The sequence below is a fragment of the Mycolicibacterium chlorophenolicum genome (assembly GCF_001044235.1).
Classification (GTDB): Bacteria; Actinomycetota; Actinomycetes; order Mycobacteriales; family Mycobacteriaceae; genus Mycobacterium; species Mycobacterium chlorophenolicum.
The window spans coordinates 15940-32515 of sequence record NZ_JYNL01000064.1; the positions used below are offsets into that span (position 1 = coordinate 15940).

Genomic DNA, 16576 nt, shown 5'->3' on the forward strand with positions numbered 1-16576 from the left:
AAGATCTACTACACGGCGCAAGTCAAGGGAACCGATTACGCGGCAGCTGCGTCAAATCAATCATGGATCACACGACGGACATCGTCTATCAGCGGATGCGGGAGGGTTTGAGCCGTGGAAGTGAAAGATGGAAACCGTCAGAGAAAATGCCGCGAAGTTTGTCGGAGGGCGCGCATAAGCTGGCAAATTATGACAGAGAACGTTGGTTCGAAGAAGGCGTGGGAGGAGCCTGACGCCCAGGGCCGAGTGCTGGATGAACGCCAGTTCCCGGAACTGAATGCGGTCTTCTACAGTGCAGATCCCTCAGAGTTCATCAAGATGCGAGTCGAGAGCCTGGCACTAATGGCTTGCAAAGATGAAGCCCTTGCTCCCGCATACGGATCAGACCGTCCTGTCGGAGATTCGATTTGTTTCCAGGGCACGTCAGTTCCGCATCCTCAGCAGCGCTACCAATTCGTGCGGATGGAAGCGGTCACGATCGTTCATCATGCGTCGGAAGCTCTTCTCCGATTGTTCTTCGCACATGTCGATTTTCCGGAGTGCCCGTGGCTGGGAATGTCCACGTCGACTGACTTCGCCAAGTTCAAGAAGCAGGTCGACGCTGCCTTGAAAGGTGGCTTCAGCCGGGACGAGATAGCTGCAGTCTTTTTGGGCGGCAGCGACCCGGATGACGCCGGGATCAAGATGGGCAAAGGCAAATTCAACGAAACCGTCGACGCACTTCAGCTCTTGCTCACCGACTGCGCGAACCGTTTCCTCGGTGACTCCTTCTTGTATAACGCGGTGAAGCACGGGCTGACTGCAATCGACACGGACGCCAAGATGAAGTGGATGGGAGGCAACGGCAAGGAATTTTCGATGCTCGACGGCTTCGTCCACGGTTACCTGCACAAGAAGCTAAGCCCCACGGCGGCCAAGGAGGACGGCCAATGGTTCCTGAGCCTCGCTGACTCAAATCCAGAGCGTGATCTGGCCGTGACCACTGTCATCACTTACGCGCTGGACTCACTTTGGGACGTCGCGCGGCGCCGGTACATGGGGGTGCCGGGCAAGGTCTACTGCATCAGCAAGGCAACAGTGGAGGTGGCGATCTACGCGCCCATATGCCAGGCCGAGAATCTCATGCATCGTATGACGCACGAACTCATCAAGACAAAAGTGGACGGCGACGTTGATGGCACCGAACACCAGATGTCGATCTATCACATTCCGGCCGAGTTTCACCTGAGGGACAGTGTGAAGAAGAACAACGTACGCAAGGTTGAGCTTCCGGTTAGGCCCCAGGACGTTCATGTACCGTCGACTAGTCCAACGGCCTATTTGCCGATCGTGCCCAAGGGATTTCAGCAGGGGCACTAGAAGGTCTGTTGTAGACAAGCTTAATCGAGTATGAATGCGACATGACGTCACCCCACATGACGTCGACCTCATTGCTGCCAGGCTGAGGAAGCTCTCTGACGGCGTCGTGACGCTTTTCGGCGGCACTATTCAAGGCCGACGAGACCCTGCAGCACATGGGCGACATGCGACGCGCGTGACTCAAGATCCAGCACGAACTACCCAGTCCGCAGGGAGTCCGCAGTGGTCCATTGACACTTCGACATCAATCAACACGACAAACACCGCTTACCTGCCACGACAGCGCAAGCCAACATAACCACGTCATTCAAACTCCCAGGTGCCGTGGTTCGGGACGAAGAGGTCGTGGGTTCGAATCCCGCCACCCCGACTCGTGTGATCGTCAGTGAGAGGCCCTGATCCGGTTCCCCGGTCAGGGCCTTCTTGCTGCTGCGCGGGTCGTCACACCCAGGTGACGAACTGCACGATGATGCCGTTCGGATCCTCGAACTGGCAGTACCGCTCACCCCACGGCTCGGTCTCCGGCGCGGTGGCGACGGGTACCCCTGCGGCACGGAGCTTCTCGTACACGGCGTCGACGTCCTCGACGACGAACACCAGCAGCAGACCGTCGCCCGCGCTGCCCGCCCGATGTGCGGGCCGGAACGTCGCCAGGCCCGTGCGCAGGAAGATCACGTTGGGTCCACCGTCGGGGTGGCTCAACGACACGAACCCGTCCGCCTGCATCGCGACCGTGTGGCCGACGTGCCGGGTCAGGAAGTCGGCTGACGCGCTGGGGTCGGCGACGTTGAGGGAGATCGCCGTGCCGGTCACCTTCATGGACACCTCTTTCTCGTATTCCGTACGAGAACCAGTATCCGTACACTGCACGGAAATGCAACCGGTCTGGCGGAGGGGCATGGACACCATCGAGCTGCTGTGGCGCCGGGACCTGCCCGCCGCACCCCGCCGCGGCAGGCCACCCCGGTACACGGTCGACGCCGTCGTCGCCGCGGCCATCGCCGTCGCCGACCGTACCGGCCTGTCCTTCACGCTGCGTGACGTGGCGCATGCGCTGGGCGCGCCGGTGATGTCGGTGTACTCGTACATCGACGGTCGCGAGCAGCTCCTCGAACTCATGGTGGACCAGTGCCGGGCTGACATGACTCACCGCGAACCGTCCGGCGACTGGGAGGCCCGGCTCCGATCCGTCGCCGACGACAACGCGCGACTGTTCGACGAGCACCCGTGGATGGCGGACATCGAGTCGGAGCGCAGCGTGCTCGGCCCGGGCACGCTCGCCAAGTACGACCGCGAGCTCGCCGCGGTCGAGGCGCTGCGACTCTCCGACACCGACAAGGACGCCGCGCTGACCCTGGTGCTGGACTTCGTCCGGTCGTGCGCGCGGGCGCGGGCCCATGCGCGCCGTGAACGCCGGGAGGAATCACCGGAGCAGTGGTGGCAGCGCGAAGGCGCCAAGCTCGCCGCGCTCGGGGTGACCGAGCGCTACCCGCTGGCGTCGCGCATCGGAACCGCTGCGGGACAGGCGCATTCGGCCGCCCACGACGCCGACGCCCATTACGAGTTCGGGCTGCGGGCGATCCTGCTCGGCATCGACGCGCTGCAGGCGCCCTGACCTTCTCAGGCGGTGGGCTCGCCACCGTCCTTGTCGACGTCGGGGGTGTCGCGGTCGGGATCCTTCTCGGTGTCCTGCGCCTTGTCGGCGGTCGACCCGTCCTCGTCGTCGTAGATGCCACTACCTCGCGTCATCGGCACGTCCTCACTGTGCGGCACTGCGGAGTTTGTCGAGCAGCGGCTCTGCTGCCTCGGCGAAGAATGCGTCCTGGGCGTCGCCGCCGACCTGGACCAGCGCGATGTCGGTGAACCCGGCCTTCCAGTACTCGCTCACCGCCTCGACGATGGCGTCGAGGTCCGGCCCGCACGGAATCGACTCCGCGGTGTCCTCGGGCCGGACGAACTGCGTCGCGCCGTCGAAGCCCATCGTGGTCGGCAGGTCGGCGTTGACCGCCCACCCGCCGGCGAACCAGCGGAACTGGTCGTGGGCCCGTTCGACCGCTGCGTCGCGGTCACGGTCCCAGCAGATCGGGATCTGCCCGATGACGCGCGCGTCGCCGGGCAGGCCGGTGGCGCGGCGCGCGTCGTGCCAGGCGTCGACCAGGTCCTTCTTCGGCTCGACGGCGATCAGATGGTCGGCCAGCGGCGCGAACGCCTCCACCGAACGGTCGCCGGACACGGCCGCCGCAATCGGGACCGGCACCTCGGGCACGTCCCAGATCCGCGCCGAGTCGACCTCGAAGTGCTCGCCCTTCCAGTCGACGAGCTCACCGGTGTGCAGCTCGCGGATGATCTGGATCGCCTCGCGCAGCATCTCCAAGCGGCGCGCCACGGTGGGCCAGCCCTTGCCGACGACGTGCTCGTTGAGGTTCTCGCCGGTGCCCACCCCGAGGGTGAACCGGCCGTCGGCCAGGATCTGCAGTGTGGCCGCCTTCTGCGCGACGACGGCCGGGTGGTACCGGATCGTCGGGCAGGTGACATACGTCATCAACTCGACACGTTCGGTGGCGTGCGCGACGGCGCCGAGCACCGACCACGCGTACGGAGCGTGGCCCTGCGAGGCCAGCCACGGGAAGTAGTGGTCACTGGAGACTTCGAAGTCGAAGCCCGCCTGCTCCGCCGAAACTGCATAGCGGACAAGGTCTTTCGGGCCGCTCTGCTCGGTCATCAGGGTGTAGCCGAAACGGGTCATGCGGCCGGAGTACCCGTGACGGCGTCGCCGAAACGGGGTGCGCGCGCAGGTGACGTTGCCGATCGGGACGGCGATCGACAAGATGGTGATCATGACCTACAGCGCCGGCGGATACGGCCCGGCGGGGACTCCACCCCCAGGCATGCCGCCGCCGGGCTATCCCGGGTATCCGCCCCCGGGCTACGCCTACGGTCCCCCGCCGGGGTACGGACCTCCTCCCGGCTACGGTCCTCCACCCGGCTACGGTCCCCCGCCCGGCTACGGTCCCCCACCGGGGTACGGGCCACCGCCGGGGTACGGCCCGCCGCCCGGCTATCAGCCGCCGGTGCTGCGACCCGGTATCGTCCCGCTGCGGCCCCTCACCCTCTCGGACATGTTCAACGGGGCGTTCGCGTACATGCGGAGCAATCCCAAGGCCACGCTCGGCCTGACGACGATCGTGGTGGTCGCCGCACAGCTGCTCGCGCTGATCCTGTCGTTGTGGCCGTTGGCGTTCAGCGGTGACATCTCTCAGGCGGTGGACGGCGCGGCCCCCGGCGCCACGGTGTTCGAGACCGGTGCGGGTCTTGCGTCGATGGTGTCGAGCTTCGCGGCCGGCATCGCCACCGCGCTGTCGACGATCCTGCTCAGCGGACTGCTGACCGTGGTGATCGGGCGCTCGATCTTCGGCGCGGGCATCACGATCGGCGAGGCGTGGCGGCGGTTGAAGCCGCGGCTGTGGGCGCTGCTCGGATTCACGGTGCTCGAAGCCCTCGGCGCGATCCTGTTGATCATCGTCGTCGCGGCGATCATCGCCGTGGTGGCGGTGGCCACCAACGGCTGGGCCGCGTTCGCGATCGGCGCTCCGCTGGTGCTCGCGCTGATCGCGGCACTGGTCTATCTCGGCACGATGCTGTCGTTCACGCCGGTGGCGATCGTGCTGGAGCGCCGCGACATCATCTCTTCGATCCGACGCTCGTTCACCCTGGTGCGCCACGACTTCTGGCGGGTGCTCGGCATCCGACTGCTCGCGGTGCTGGTGGCCCAGCTCGTCGCCGGCGCCGTCGCGATCCCGTTCAGCTTCGGCGGTCAGATCCTGCTCACCACCGGAACCACCGTGACCGCCGCGATGATCGCGTTGGTCATCATCGCGGTCGGCGGGGCCATCGGCCAGATCATCACCGGGCCGTTCAGCGCCGGAATCGTGGTGCTGCAGTACACGGATCGCCGTATCCGCGCCGAGGCGTTCGACCTGGTGCTGCAGACCGGCGCGGCGCAGACGGCGGTGGCGCCGCAGACCACCGACGACCTGTGGCTGACCGGCCAGCGCTGACGTGGTGCCGATCGACATCGACCGCGACGCCGCGCGGGACGCCGCCCGGCGCGAACTGTCCAAGGCGATCTACCCGAGGGAGTCGCTGACCGACCAGATCCTCACCTGGATCGAACGACTGCTGTACCGGATCACCGCCGGCGCAGCGTCGGTGCCCGGCGGCTGGTTCACCGTGGCGATCCTTCTGGCGCTGCTCGCCGTCGCCGTCCTGGTGGCCGTGCGCATCGCGCGACGGGCCATGCGCAGCAGTCGATCCGGTGCCGATCTCCTGTTCGACGACCGTGAACTCAGCGCCGCCGAACACCGGGCGGCCGCCGAGCGCGACGCCGCGGCCGCCGCCTGGGCGTCGGCCATCCGGCACCGGCTGCGTGCCGTCGCGCGCCACCTCGAGGAGAACGGCACCCTGGCCGCCGCGCCGGGCCGCACGGCCACCGAACTGGCTCGCGACGCCGGCCGGGTGCTGCCCGACCTGGCCGGCCGATTCGGCTCCGCAGCAGAGGCTTTCAACGACGTCACCTACGGTGAACTGCCCGGCCACGAGGCCCAGTACCGGATGATCGTCGCGTTGGACGACGACGTGGCCACTCACCGGGCCGCCCCCTCGGATCCCGATGCCGTCCGGGCACAACAGGATTGGGCCGCACTCCGATGAGCACCGCGCTCGGTCCCACCGTCGGCCAGCGGTGGCGCACCTGGCGTTGGGTGCTGCTGGGCCTGGCCGCCGTCATCGCGGTCGCCGCCGTGAGCACCTGGCTGACGGCGCCGCGCCCGGGCGGTCATCTCGATGCGGGCTCGACCTCCCCCGACGGCGCCCGCGCCCTGATCACCCTGTTGCGCGACAACGGGATCGACGTCGTCGTGGCCGACACCGTCGGCGACGTCGCGCGCACCGCCCGTCCCGACACCCTCGTGGTCGCGGCCCAGACGTTCTGGCTCTACGACGACGAGCAACTGGCCCGGCTCGCGGCCCTGCCCGGGGACCGCCTCATCGTCGAGCCGGTCGGCAAGACCCGCGAGGCGCTCGCCCCGGCGCTTCGCAGCAGTGGCTCGACCGAATTCGGCGGTCTCGCGGCCGAATGCGATCTGAGGGAGGCCGAACGGGCCGGGGCGGTGCAGTTCGACGCGGCCGACACGTACGAGGCCGCCGGCGCGACGCCGGTGACCCGGTGCTACCGCGGCGTGCTGGCCCGCTACGACGACGCGGGCCGCACCGTCACCGTGGTGGGCGGCTCGGGTTTCATGACGAACTCGGGGCTGCTCGAGGAAGGCAACGCCGCGCTGGCGATGAACCTCGCGGGCAGCCGGCCCACCGTGATCTGGTACGCCCCGCAGCACAGCGAGGGCGCCGGGTCCGTCGGCGACGCCACCATCACCGACCTGATTCCCGATCAGGTGACGTGGCTGGTGATCCAGCTCGTGGTGGCGGTGGCGCTGCTGGCGCTGTGGCGGGGTCGCCGGGTCGGGCCGCTGGTGGCCGAACCGCTGCCGGTGGTGGTCCGGGCATCGGAGACCGTGGAGGGCCGCGGACGGCTGTACCGGTCCCGTCGCGCGCGGGACCGGGCCGCCGAGGCGCTTCGCTCGTCGGCCCGGCAGCGTCTTGCTCCGCGGCTGGGGGTGCGCGGCGACGCCGCCCCGCCGGCGGTCGTCGCGGCCGTCGCCCAGCGGTGCGGCCTCGACCCGCAGACCGTCGCCCATATCCTCTACGGGCAGCCACCGGCGAGTGACACCGAGCTGGTGGACCTCGCCCGTGCGCTCGACGACATCGAAAGGCAGGTCGCACAGTCGTGACACAGCCCAGCACCCACGAAGGCGCGCGCACCGCGCTGATGGCCCTGCGCACCGAGATCGCCAAGGTCGTGGTCGGCCAGGACGCGGTGGTCAGTGGACTGGTGGTGGCGCTGCTGTGCCGCGGGCACGTCCTGCTCGAGGGTGTGCCCGGCGTCGCGAAGACGCTGTTGGTGCGCACGCTCGCCGCGGCACTGCAGCTCGAGTTCAAGCGGGTGCAGTTCACGCCCGACCTGATGCCCGGCGACGTCACGGGTTCGCTGGTGTACGACGCGCGCACCGCGGAGTTCACCTTCCGCGCCGGGCCCGTGTTCACCAATCTGCTTCTCGCCGACGAGATCAACCGCACGCCACCCAAGACGCAGGCGGCACTGCTGGAGGCCATGGAGGAGCGGCAGGTCAGCGTCGAGGGCGAACCGCGTCCGCTGCCCGATCCGTTCATCGTCGCGGCCACCCAGAATCCCATCGAGTACGAGGGCACCTACCAGTTGCCGGAGGCGCAGCTGGACCGGTTCCTGCTGAAGCTCGACGTGCCGCTGCCCCCGCGCGATCAGGAGATCGCGATCCTCGACCGGCACGCCCGCGGGTTCGATCCGCGCAATCTGTCCGCGGTGCAGCCGGTGGCCGGGCCGGCGGAGCTGGCAGCGGGCCGCGAAGCCGTCGGGCAGGTGCTCGCCGGTGAGGAGATCCTCGGCTACATCGTCGACATCGTCGGCGCCACAAGGCATTCCCCGTCGCTGCAACTCGGGGTGTCACCCCGCGGCGCGACGGCCCTGCTGTCGACGGCACGCACCTGGGCGTGGCTGTCCGGGCGCACCTACGTCACCCCCGACGACGTCAAGGCGATGGCCCGGCCGACGCTGCGCCACCGGGTGGCGCTGCGTCCCGAGGCCGAACTGGAGGGCGCATCCGCCGACGGTGTGCTCGACGGGATCCTCGCGGCCGTACCGGTGCCCCGCTGGTGATCCTGACCGGGCGCACCGGTGTCATCGCGCTGATCTGCGCGCTGCCGATCGCGCTCTCCCCCAGTCCGGCAATCACTTTCGTAGTGCTGCTGGCTCTGCTGGCCGCGGCGGTGGTGATCGATGCGGTGCTGGCGGGCAACCCCCGTGCGCTGGGGTTCGCGCGCGGCGGCCCCACCTCGGCCCGGCTGGGTCAACCCGTCGACGCGGTGCTGACCGTCACCAACAGCGGTCGCTCCCGCTTCCGCGGTGTGGTCCGTGATGCGTGGGCGCCCAGCGCGAGTGCGACGCCACGGCTGCATCCGGTGGATCTCGCTGCGGGACAACGGGTTCAGGTAAGCACGCGGCTGACTCCGGTGCGGCGCGGCGATCAGGTGGCGGGGCCGGTGACCGCCCGCTCGGTCGGCCCGCTGGGCCTGGCAGGCCGGCAGGGCTCGCACCAGGTCGCCGGGTCTCTGCGGATCCTGCCCCCGTTCCTGTCGCGCAAGCATCTGCCGTCGCGGCTGGCGCGGCTGCGCGAACTCGAGGGTGCGACGCCCGCGCTGATCCGCGGGCAGGGCACCGAGTTCGACTCCTTGCGCGAGTACGTCATCGGCGACGACATCCGCTCGATCGACTGGCGGGCCACCGCCCGCCGCGCCGATGTGGTGGTGCGGACGTGGCGGCCGGAGCGGGACCGGCGGGTGGTCATCGTGCTGGACACCGGACGCACCTCGGCGGGCCGGGTGGGCGTGGACCCGACGGCCGGCGGACCGGCCGGCTGGCCGCGGCTGGACTGGTCGATGGACGCGGCGCTGCTGCTGGCCGCGCTGGCCGCCCGCGCCGGCGATCACGTCGACTTCCTCGCCCACGACCGGGTGACGCGGGCGGGGGTGTTCAACGCCTCCCGCACGGAACTGCTTGCGCTGCTGGTCGATGCGATGGCGCCGCTGGAGCCTGCGCTCGTGGAGTCGGATGCGCGCGCGATGGTCGCCGCGGTGCTGCGGCGGGTCCGGCGTCGGGCCCTGGTGGTGCTGCTGACCGATCTGAACGGCACGGCGATCGACGAGGGGCTGATGGCGGTGCTGCCGCAGTTGACGGCCAAGCATCAGGTGCTGCTGGCGGCGGTGTCGGACCCACGGGTCGACGCGCTCGCCGCGGGCCGCGCGGATGCGGTCGAGGTGTACGACGCCGCCGCGGCCGAGCGCGCCCGAGGCGACCGCCGCGACGTAGCCTCGCGCCTGCGCCGCCACGGCGTCGACGTGGTCGACGCGCCACCGGAGGACCTGGCGCCCGCCCTGGCCGACCACTACCTGGCGATGAAGGCCACCGGCCGCCTGTAGGGGCCCCAACTTCCTCACCTGCGCACGTTCTGCACCTCCGCACTCGCACTTCTCGTGCAAAAGGTGTGCAGGTGTGACTCGCGCAAGAGAACTCAGCCCGTCGGCGCGTAGTCCGGGGCGTTGTCGATGTCGCCGGTCTCGCCGCGTCGGACAGCGCGGCGGCCGAAGTACACCACGTATCCCAGGAACGCGAGCTCGGCGGCCACCCCGATGGCGATCCGCACGAACGTCGGCAGCGGCGACGGCGTGACGAACGCCTCGATCAGGCCCGCGACCGCGAGCACCGCGACCAGTCCGATGGCCACCGAGATCACGGCGCGGCCCTGCTCGGCGAGCACCTGCCCGCGCGGCCGGTCCCCCGGCGAGACCACCGACCAGCCCAGCCGCATCCCCGCCGCCGCGGCCAGGAACACCGCCGTCAGCTCGATGAGCCCGTGCGGGGTGATCAACCCGAGGAACACGTCGCCGCGGCCCGCCCCGAACATCACCCCGGCCAGGACCCCGAAGTTCAACGCGTTCTGGAACAGGATGTAGGGGATCGGGAGCCCCAGCAGGATGGCCGACACCACGCACTGCGCGGCGATCCACGCGTTGTTGGTCCAGACGCTGAACGCGAACGACGCCGCCGGGTGTTCGCTGTAGTACGAGGCGAATTCGCTGTTGACCAGCTGCTCCAACTCGCTCGGCGTGCCGATCGTCGCCTGTACCTCGGGGGTCGCCGCCACCCATACCGCGAGCGCCACCGACACGAGGAAGAACGCCGCCGCCGTCCCCAGCCACCACCGCCACGACCGGTAGGCCACCACGGGGAACGACACCGTCCAGAACCGGACGAACTCCCGCCACAGCGGCGCATGGGCGCCGGTGACCACCGAACGCGCGCGCGCCACCAGACTCGACAGCTTGCCGACGAGTACCGCGTCGGTCGAGGACGACCGCACCATCGACAGGTGGGTCGACACCCGCTGATAGAGGTCGACCAGCTCGTCGGCCTCGGCGCCGGACAGTCGCCTGCGCTTCTTGACCAGATGGTCGAGGCGGTCCCAGGCCGGCCGGTGCGCCAGCACGAACGCGTCGACATCCATCGGGGCGATTTTAGTACCGTGGCGGGCATGGTCAGTCCGCAGCAACCGGTGGTGACCGGTGACGCGGTCGTCCTCGACATCCAGATCGCCCAGTTGCCGGTGCGCGCGCTGTCGTCGTTGATCGACGTCATCGTGGTGTTCGTCGCCTACGTGCTGGGTGTGGTGCTGTGGGCGATGACGCTCTCCGAGATGAACTCCGCGTTCTCCGACGCGGTGCTGGTCGTGTTCACGGTGCTGGCGCTGGTGGGGTATCCGCTGATCTTCGAGACCGCCACCCGGGGGCGGACGCTGGGCAAGATGGCGATGGGCCTGCGGGTTGTCTCCGACGACGGCAGCCCGGAGCGGTTCCGGCAGGCGCTGTTCCGCGCGCTGTCCGGGGTGCTCGAGATCTGGATGCTCACCGGCGGGCCCGCGGTGATCTGCAGCCTGCTCTCCCCGAAGGGCAAGCGCATCGGCGACATCTTCGCCGGGACGCTGGTGATCAGCGAACGCGGCCCGCGGATGGCGCCGCCGCCGCCGATGCCGCCGCAGCTCGCGGGGTGGGCGAGCGCTCTCGAGCTGTCCGCGCTGCGGCCCGAAAGTGCCGAGCTGGCACGGCAATTCCTCACCCGCGCGCACCAGCTTGATCCCCGCGTCCGCGACGAGATGGCGGGCCGCATCACCGGTGAGGTGGTTGCGCAGATCTCCCCGCCGCCCCCGCCGGGGGCACCGGCTGCGCTGGTGCTCGCCGCCGTCCTGGCCGAGCGGCACCGCCGGACGGTACAGCGGCTGGCGCCGCGGTACTGACTCAGCGCTGCGCCACCCCGACCATGGTCAGCACCGCCGCGGCCAAGCCCGTCACGGTGCGGACGTGGTTCCACGCGACCCAGCTCTGCAGATAGGTCTGCCACACCGCCGGGGAGGGGTCGGCCGCGTCGAGCCCGTCGTTGAGCGGCACGTTGGCGACCACGGTGACGAGCGCCCCGGCGACGCCGAGCACCGCACCGGCCACCAGCCAGCCACTGCCGGGCGCCCGCCACTGCAGCACGGCCAGCACACCGACCGTCACCGCCAGCAGTGCGGCGCCGAAGAAGGCCAGGAGGAACACCGGACTGGTCTGCGCCTCGGCGTTGATCCCCCGCATCGCGCCGATCGCCACGCTCGGGCCGGCACGGTCCAGCCCCTGCATGACGAAGGTCGAGAACACGAGCATCATGCCGCCCGCCGCAGCGCTGGCGAGGGCCGACGCGGAGGCGAGGGCGGTGAGAGGACTCATGCCTCGAGTCAAGACCACGACGGCGAGACGATCCATCGCTGAGACTGCCGAGAACATCATCGAGCGTCTACGCTGCGGGGTGTGGACGCTGTGGCCGGACTGCTCGATGGGGTCCGTGCGCGCGGTGCGTTCGTGCTGCGGATGCGGCTGGACCCGCCGTGGTCGATGAGTGTGCGCGACGAGGCGCCACTGACCGTCATCTGCCAGACCCACGGCCGGGCCGCTCTCGTCGCCGCCGACGGGCGCACGGTATGGCTGGACGCCGGGGATCTCGCGTTGACGCGCGGCACCGACCACTACGTCTACGCCGACGACCCCCGCACCCCGCCGATGATCGTCATTCATCCGGGGCAACGCTGCACGACGGTCGCCGGCGACGATCTGCGGTTCGAGATGTCGCTGGGCGTGCGCACCTGGGGCAACAGCCCCGCCGGGTCCTGCCGGTCGGTGATCGGCGCCTACGAGGGGCACAGCGCGGTCGGCGCCCGCCTGCTCGACGCGCTGCCCGCGGTGGCGGTGCTGCGCGCCGACGTATGGGACACCCCTCTGGTCAGCCTGCTGTCCGACGAGGCCGGGCGTGACGGACCGGGACAGGAGGCCTACCTGGACCGGCTGCTCGACCTGCTGCTGATCGCGGCGGTGCGGGCGTGGTTCGACCGCCGGGACACCGCACCGACGTGGTGGCACGCCGAACAGGACGCGCTCGTCGGACCGGCCCTGAAGCTGATGTACCACAACCCGACTCATCCGTGGACGGTCGCGAGCCTGGCTGCAGCCGTGGGCTGCTCGCGGGCCGCGTTCGCGCGACGGTTCGCCGACCTGGTCGGCGAACCCCCGATCGCCTTCCTAACCGGCTGGCGGCTGGCGCTGGCCGCCGACCTGCTGCGCTCAGGCGCGACGGTGGCCGCGGTCGCGCGCCAGGTCGGCTACGGCAGCCCGTTCGCGCTGAGCACCGCGTTCAAGCGCGTCTACGGCGTCAGCCCGCACACGCACCGACGGGCGCACACGTGATCAGGCCGGGATCCAGTTCCCGTGGAATCCGTAGGGAACCCGTTGCGGCAGAGCGATTCTGGCGACGGGCGGGCCGCTGAAGTCCGAGGCGTCGAGGATCACCAGGTCACTGCCGTCACGTGCGGAGTCGTAGACGTAGGCCAGATACCAGCCGCTGGTCTCGTCGGCCGGCCCGGATGACGGCACGAACACCGCCTCCCCCGGCCCGCCGGGTGAGGCGGCCGTTCCGAACGTGTGCTCGACGGCCGCGCCGGTGACGAGGTCGTGGCGGACCAGGCTGGCCTGGCCGACCGACACCGAGTACCGGGCCGGCAGCGTCGCGAGCCGGTCGTCGATCCGCGGGAACTCCACGGCGCGGTCGTCGAGTTGCGACTCGGTGACGGTGCCGCGCCGCAGGTCGATCTGATAGGTCCACATCACGGCCTGCGGCCCGAAATCGGCGCCTCGGCGCCACAATTCGGGATAGCGGACGGCCTGCACAGTGAGCACGTCACCCGATTCGTGGGCGTTGACCACGTGGAAGATGTAACACGGGTCGATGTCGAACCACCGCACCTCGGCGAACGGATCGTCGCGGCGCATCACTCCGAATCGCGCCCCGTAGTCGTCGTCCCAGCGGAAGGGCATCCCGCCACTCATCGCGGCCTCGGCGTTGAACACGATCGGAAGATCCATGAAGACAACATGATTGGCCGTCAGCGCGAAGTCGTGCATCATCGTCAGAGCCGGCACGTCGAGCGGCCGGTCCACCACCAGCGCTCCGGACGCGTCGGCGCGGTGATAGGTGACGTACGGTTCGAACAGGTTGCCGTAGCCGAAGAAGTGCAATTCGCCTGTGCTGGGACAGATCTTGGGGTGCGCGGTCATCGCGTCGACGAGCTTGCCATCGAAGTCGTACGCGCCGATCGTCTCGAGATCGTTGGTGATCTCGTAGGGCAGCGAGGATTCGACGAGCGCGAGGGTGCGGCCGGCGTGGTTGACGACGTGCGTGTTGGCCACGCTGGAGTGCAGATTGCGCGTGCCGTCCCCGTTGTAGAGGGGGAACGGGTCGTCGAAGCTGTCGGTGCGCACCCAGCGGTTGCGGTACCAGGCCGCGCATCCTCCTTCGATGCGCACACCGTGGATCATGCCGTCGCCGGTGAACCAGTGCCCGGTCCCGGCGCGGGGGTTGGGTCCGTTGCGCAGGTACCACCCGTCGAGTTCGGGCGGGATCGCGCCGTGGACGGGCAGATCGAACTCGGTGAGTTCGGCAGGAACGGGTGCATAGTTTCCGGTGCGGAAGAAGTCGCCTTCACCGGGCAGGTTGCGCTGCTCGGTTTCGATCTCGGTCATGGAGTCAGCCTGACATTCCACAAGTGACATGTCAATGGTGGATTATGTCGGGATAGTCCACTAGTGGAAGGTCAGCGCTTACGATGCCGCCATGAGCCTTCGGATCGCGGCACTAGGCCTGCTCGCCCAGCGCCCGGGCAGTGGATACGACCTGCTCAAGTTGTTCGAGAACTCGATGGCCAATGTGTGGCCGGCCACCCAGAGCCAGTTGTACTCCGAACTGAACAAGCTCGCCGACGGCGGCCTGATCGAGGTGACCGACATCGGCCCGCGCGGGCGCAAGGTCTACCGGATCACGACGGCCGGGCGCGCCGAGCTGCACCGCTGGATGACGGACCCGAGCGCGGACCCACCTTTCCGCAGCGCCGCGCTGCTGCGACTCTTCCTGCTCGGTCAGATACCCCAGGAGCAGGCGCGCCGGCACCTGGAGCACACGGCCGAACACGCTCAGGCCGAGATCACACGGCTGCTCGCACTGCGGGACTCCCTGGGGCTGACCGACTCCCCGGACGCCGACGACGACGCGTTCTTCGGCCTCGCCGCGCTCGATTACGGCCTGCGGCTCAACGCGATGCAGGGCGAGTGGGCGCGCGACGTCCTCACGAAGATGGACGACCGCCGGAAGTAAGCGTTGCATCACGATAGTTTCCGATATATCGTCAACGTATCGGAAACGCGATCGGCGTTTCCTCCGCAACGTAAGGAACCAACACCATGAACACCCCCTTCACACCCCCTGAACATCCCTTCGAGGCGCGTGGCTTCGGCTTCGGTTTCGGTCCCCAGGAGCGACGCGCCCTGCACGAACACCGCCGGGCCGCCCGGCGTGAGTTCCGTGACCATCTGCGCGAGCACCGCGGTCAGGCCGGCTTCGGCCCCGGCTTCGGCGGTTTCGGCCCGGGCTTCGGTCCCGGCCCCGGCTTCGGCCCGGGCTTCGGGTTCGGCCCCGGTGGACGCGGCGGCGCACGGCGCGGCGGTGGCCGCGGCCGACGCGGCGACGTGCGCGCGGCGATCCTCACCCTGCTCACCGAACGGCCGATGCACGGCTACGAGATGATCCAGGAGATCGACGAGCGCAGCCAGCAGCTGTGGAAGCCGAGCCCCGGTTCGGTGTACCCCACCCTGCAACTGCTGGTCGACGAAGGCCTGCTGGTGGCCACCGAATCCGAGGGCAGCAAAAAGCTTTTCGAGCTGACCGAGGACGGGCGCGCCGCCGCCGCCAAGATCGAGACCGCCCCGTGGGACGAGATCACCGAGGGCGCCGACCCCACCGCGATGGGTCTGCGCAGCGCTGTCGGCCAGCTGATGGGCGCGGTCGCGCAGTCCGCGCACGCCGCGAGCAGTGAGCAGCAGCAGCGCATCGTCGAGATCGTCAACACCGCCCGCCGCGAGATCTACCAGATCCTCGGCGAGGACTGACCTCCCCCAGGACCGGCGCGGTTTCTCCCCACGCGGGGATGAAACCGCGCCGGATCCGTGTACATAGGAGGCATGGAGAGTTTTGCGCTCGGTACCCACACCGTCGGCCGCGTCGGATTCGGCGCCATGCAGCTTCCCGGACCCGGCGTGTTCGGTCCGCCCCGCGACCACGACCAGGCCATCGCGGTGCTGCAGCGGGTTCCGCAGCTCGGCATCAACCACATCGACACCGCCCAGTTCTACGGCCCGGATGTCGCCAACGAACTGATCCGTGAGGCGCTGCACCCCTACCCCGCCGATCTGGCGCTGGTGAGCAAGGTCGGCGCCCGCCGTGACGGCGAGGGCAACTGGACGCCGGCCCAGGAACCCGAGGAGCTGCGCGCCGACATCGAACAGAACCTCGCCACCCTCGGCGTCGACCGGCTGGCCGCGGTCAACCTGCGCATCCACTCCGGGGACCCGAACGCGGTCGGCCCGGTGGACCGCGCGCTGTTCGACCGCCAGCTCGACGCGATGATCGCCGCCCGCGACGAAGGGCTGATCGACGGCATCGGACTCAGCAGCATCTCGGTCGAGCACCTGCAGATCGCGCTCGAGCGCACCGACATCGCGACGGTGCAGAACGCCTACAACCTGGTCGACCGGACCTCGCAGCCGGTGCTGGACCTGTGCAGCGAGCGCGGGATCGCGTTCGTCCCGTTCTTCCCGCTGGGCTCGGCCTTCAACGCCGAGAACCCGGTGCTGGGACACCCGGCCGTGCGCGCGGAGGCCGAGAAGCTCGGGCGCACCCCGGCCCAGATCGCGCTGGCGTGGACGCTGAGCGTGGCGCCCAACGTGCTGCTGATCCCGGGCACGTCGTCGGTGGCGCACCTCGAGGAGAACACCGCCGTCGCCGACATCGAACTCGACGCGGAGACGAAGCAGGCCCTCGACGCCGCCGCGTGAGCGATTCTTCGTTTCGGCAGGCCCGGCAATAAAATCGGCAGCA

Annotated in this window: 18 protein-coding genes; 12 read left to right on the forward strand and 6 right to left on the reverse strand. The window is 69.3% G+C overall.

Annotated features, from left to right (window positions below):
• Nucleotides 1-189 precede the first annotated feature (189 nt).
• Entirely contained in the window at nucleotides 190-1359 is a 1170-nt protein-coding gene (locus MCHLDSM_RS22325) for a hypothetical protein (protein WP_048472065.1), read from the forward strand.
• A 441-nt stretch (nucleotides 1360-1800) separates the two neighbouring features.
• Here the strand turns inward: MCHLDSM_RS22325 and MCHLDSM_RS22330 are convergent, their stop codons facing one another.
• Nucleotides 1801-2178, reverse strand: coding sequence for a VOC family protein (locus MCHLDSM_RS22330; RefSeq protein ID WP_048472066.1), 378 nt, complete (start codon nucleotides 2176-2178; stop codon nucleotides 1801-1803).
• Nucleotides 2179-2257: 79 nt separating this feature from the next.
• On the opposite strand from MCHLDSM_RS22330, the gene MCHLDSM_RS22335 reads away from it, so the two are divergent.
• Nucleotides 2258-2974 (forward strand): TetR/AcrR family transcriptional regulator C-terminal domain-containing protein, encoded by a 717-nt coding sequence (locus MCHLDSM_RS22335; RefSeq protein WP_048472067.1) that lies wholly within the window; start codon nucleotides 2258-2260, stop codon nucleotides 2972-2974.
• A 5-nt stretch (nucleotides 2975-2979) separates the two neighbouring features.
• On the opposite strand, the gene MCHLDSM_RS40135 is transcribed toward MCHLDSM_RS22335, so the two are convergent.
• Together MCHLDSM_RS40135 and MCHLDSM_RS22340 are read right to left on the reverse strand one after the other, a co-directional pair.
• Nucleotides 2980-3108 carry a hypothetical protein gene (locus tag MCHLDSM_RS40135; protein WP_268781954.1) on the reverse strand — a complete coding sequence of 43 codons (129 nt, stop codon included), beginning with the start codon at nucleotides 3106-3108 and terminating at the stop codon, nucleotides 2980-2982.
• A 10-nt stretch (nucleotides 3109-3118) separates the two neighbouring features.
• Nucleotides 3119-4105, reverse strand: a complete 987-nt coding sequence (locus tag MCHLDSM_RS22340; protein WP_048472068.1) for an LLM class F420-dependent oxidoreductase — start codon at nucleotides 4103-4105, stop codon at nucleotides 3119-3121.
• Nucleotides 4106-4196: 91 nt separating this feature from the next.
• Here MCHLDSM_RS22340 and MCHLDSM_RS22345 point away from each other — a divergent pair, with 91 nt between their 5' ends.
• Genes MCHLDSM_RS22345 through MCHLDSM_RS22365 form a run of 5 tightly spaced genes read left to right on the forward strand, consistent with a single transcriptional unit; the run spans nucleotide 4197 to nucleotide 9486 of the window.
• Entirely contained in the window at nucleotides 4197-5417 is a 1221-nt protein-coding gene (locus MCHLDSM_RS22345) for a DUF7847 domain-containing protein (protein WP_174545712.1), read from the forward strand.
• Nucleotide 5418: 1 nt separating this feature from the next.
• Complete coding sequence (locus MCHLDSM_RS22350) at nucleotides 5419-6069, forward strand: DUF4129 domain-containing protein (RefSeq protein ID WP_048472069.1); 651 nt, start codon at nucleotides 5419-5421, stop codon at nucleotides 6067-6069.
• A complete protein-coding gene (locus tag MCHLDSM_RS22355) occupies nucleotides 6066-7205 on the forward strand; it encodes a DUF4350 domain-containing protein (RefSeq protein ID WP_048472070.1) in 1140 nt (379 codons plus the stop codon). Before MCHLDSM_RS22350 ends, MCHLDSM_RS22355 begins: the two co-directional genes overlap by 4 nt.
• Before the next feature lie 38 nt (nucleotides 7206-7243).
• Nucleotides 7244-8167: an AAA family ATPase gene (locus tag MCHLDSM_RS22360; protein WP_231508079.1), complete on the forward strand. Its 924-nt coding sequence runs from the start codon at nucleotides 7244-7246 to the stop codon at nucleotides 8165-8167.
• Nucleotides 8164-9486: a DUF58 domain-containing protein gene (locus MCHLDSM_RS22365; protein WP_048472072.1), complete on the forward strand. Its 1323-nt coding sequence runs from the start codon at nucleotides 8164-8166 to the stop codon at nucleotides 9484-9486. The genes MCHLDSM_RS22360 and MCHLDSM_RS22365 overlap by 4 nt, the downstream gene beginning before the upstream one ends.
• A gap of 92 nt (nucleotides 9487-9578) precedes the next feature.
• Here the strand turns inward: MCHLDSM_RS22365 and MCHLDSM_RS22370 are convergent, their stop codons facing one another.
• The gene (locus MCHLDSM_RS22370; protein WP_048472073.1) at nucleotides 9579-10571 is read right to left on the reverse strand and encodes a stage II sporulation protein M; all 993 of its coding nucleotides are present in this window, start codon (nucleotides 10569-10571) and stop codon (nucleotides 9579-9581) included.
• A 27-nt stretch (nucleotides 10572-10598) separates the two neighbouring features.
• Between MCHLDSM_RS22370 and MCHLDSM_RS22375 the strand changes: the two genes are divergently transcribed.
• On the forward strand, nucleotides 10599-11357 hold the full coding sequence (locus tag MCHLDSM_RS22375) for an RDD family protein (RefSeq protein WP_048472074.1): 759 nt from the start codon (nucleotides 10599-10601) through the stop codon (nucleotides 11355-11357).
• A gap of 1 nt (nucleotide 11358) precedes the next feature.
• Here the strand turns inward: MCHLDSM_RS22375 and MCHLDSM_RS22380 are convergent, their stop codons facing one another.
• The gene (locus MCHLDSM_RS22380; protein WP_048472075.1) at nucleotides 11359-11826 is read right to left on the reverse strand and encodes an anthrone oxygenase family protein; all 468 of its coding nucleotides are present in this window, start codon (nucleotides 11824-11826) and stop codon (nucleotides 11359-11361) included.
• An 81-nt stretch (nucleotides 11827-11907) separates the two neighbouring features.
• Between MCHLDSM_RS22380 and MCHLDSM_RS22385 the strand changes: the two genes are divergently transcribed.
• Nucleotides 11908-12837, forward strand: a complete 930-nt coding sequence (locus MCHLDSM_RS22385; RefSeq protein WP_048472076.1) for an AraC family transcriptional regulator — start codon at nucleotides 11908-11910, stop codon at nucleotides 12835-12837.
• On the opposite strand, the gene MCHLDSM_RS22390 is transcribed toward MCHLDSM_RS22385, so the two are convergent.
• The gene (locus tag MCHLDSM_RS22390; protein WP_048472077.1) at nucleotides 12838-14169 is read right to left on the reverse strand and encodes a carotenoid oxygenase family protein; all 1332 of its coding nucleotides are present in this window, start codon (nucleotides 14167-14169) and stop codon (nucleotides 12838-12840) included. It abuts the gene before it with no gap.
• 91 nt (nucleotides 14170-14260) lie between these two features.
• On the opposite strand from MCHLDSM_RS22390, the gene MCHLDSM_RS22395 reads away from it, so the two are divergent.
• The 3 genes from MCHLDSM_RS22395 (at nucleotide 14261) to MCHLDSM_RS22405 (ending at nucleotide 16533) form a co-directional block, all read left to right on the forward strand.
• Complete coding sequence (locus MCHLDSM_RS22395; protein WP_048472078.1) at nucleotides 14261-14797, forward strand: PadR family transcriptional regulator; 537 nt, start codon at nucleotides 14261-14263, stop codon at nucleotides 14795-14797.
• 86 nt (nucleotides 14798-14883) lie between these two features.
• Complete coding sequence (locus tag MCHLDSM_RS22400; protein WP_048472079.1) at nucleotides 14884-15588, forward strand: PadR family transcriptional regulator; 705 nt, start codon at nucleotides 14884-14886, stop codon at nucleotides 15586-15588.
• 72 nt (nucleotides 15589-15660) lie between these two features.
• Nucleotides 15661-16533 (forward strand): aldo/keto reductase, encoded by an 873-nt coding sequence (locus MCHLDSM_RS22405; protein ID WP_048472080.1) that lies wholly within the window; start codon nucleotides 15661-15663, stop codon nucleotides 16531-16533.
• Nucleotides 16534-16576: the final 43 nt, after the last annotated feature.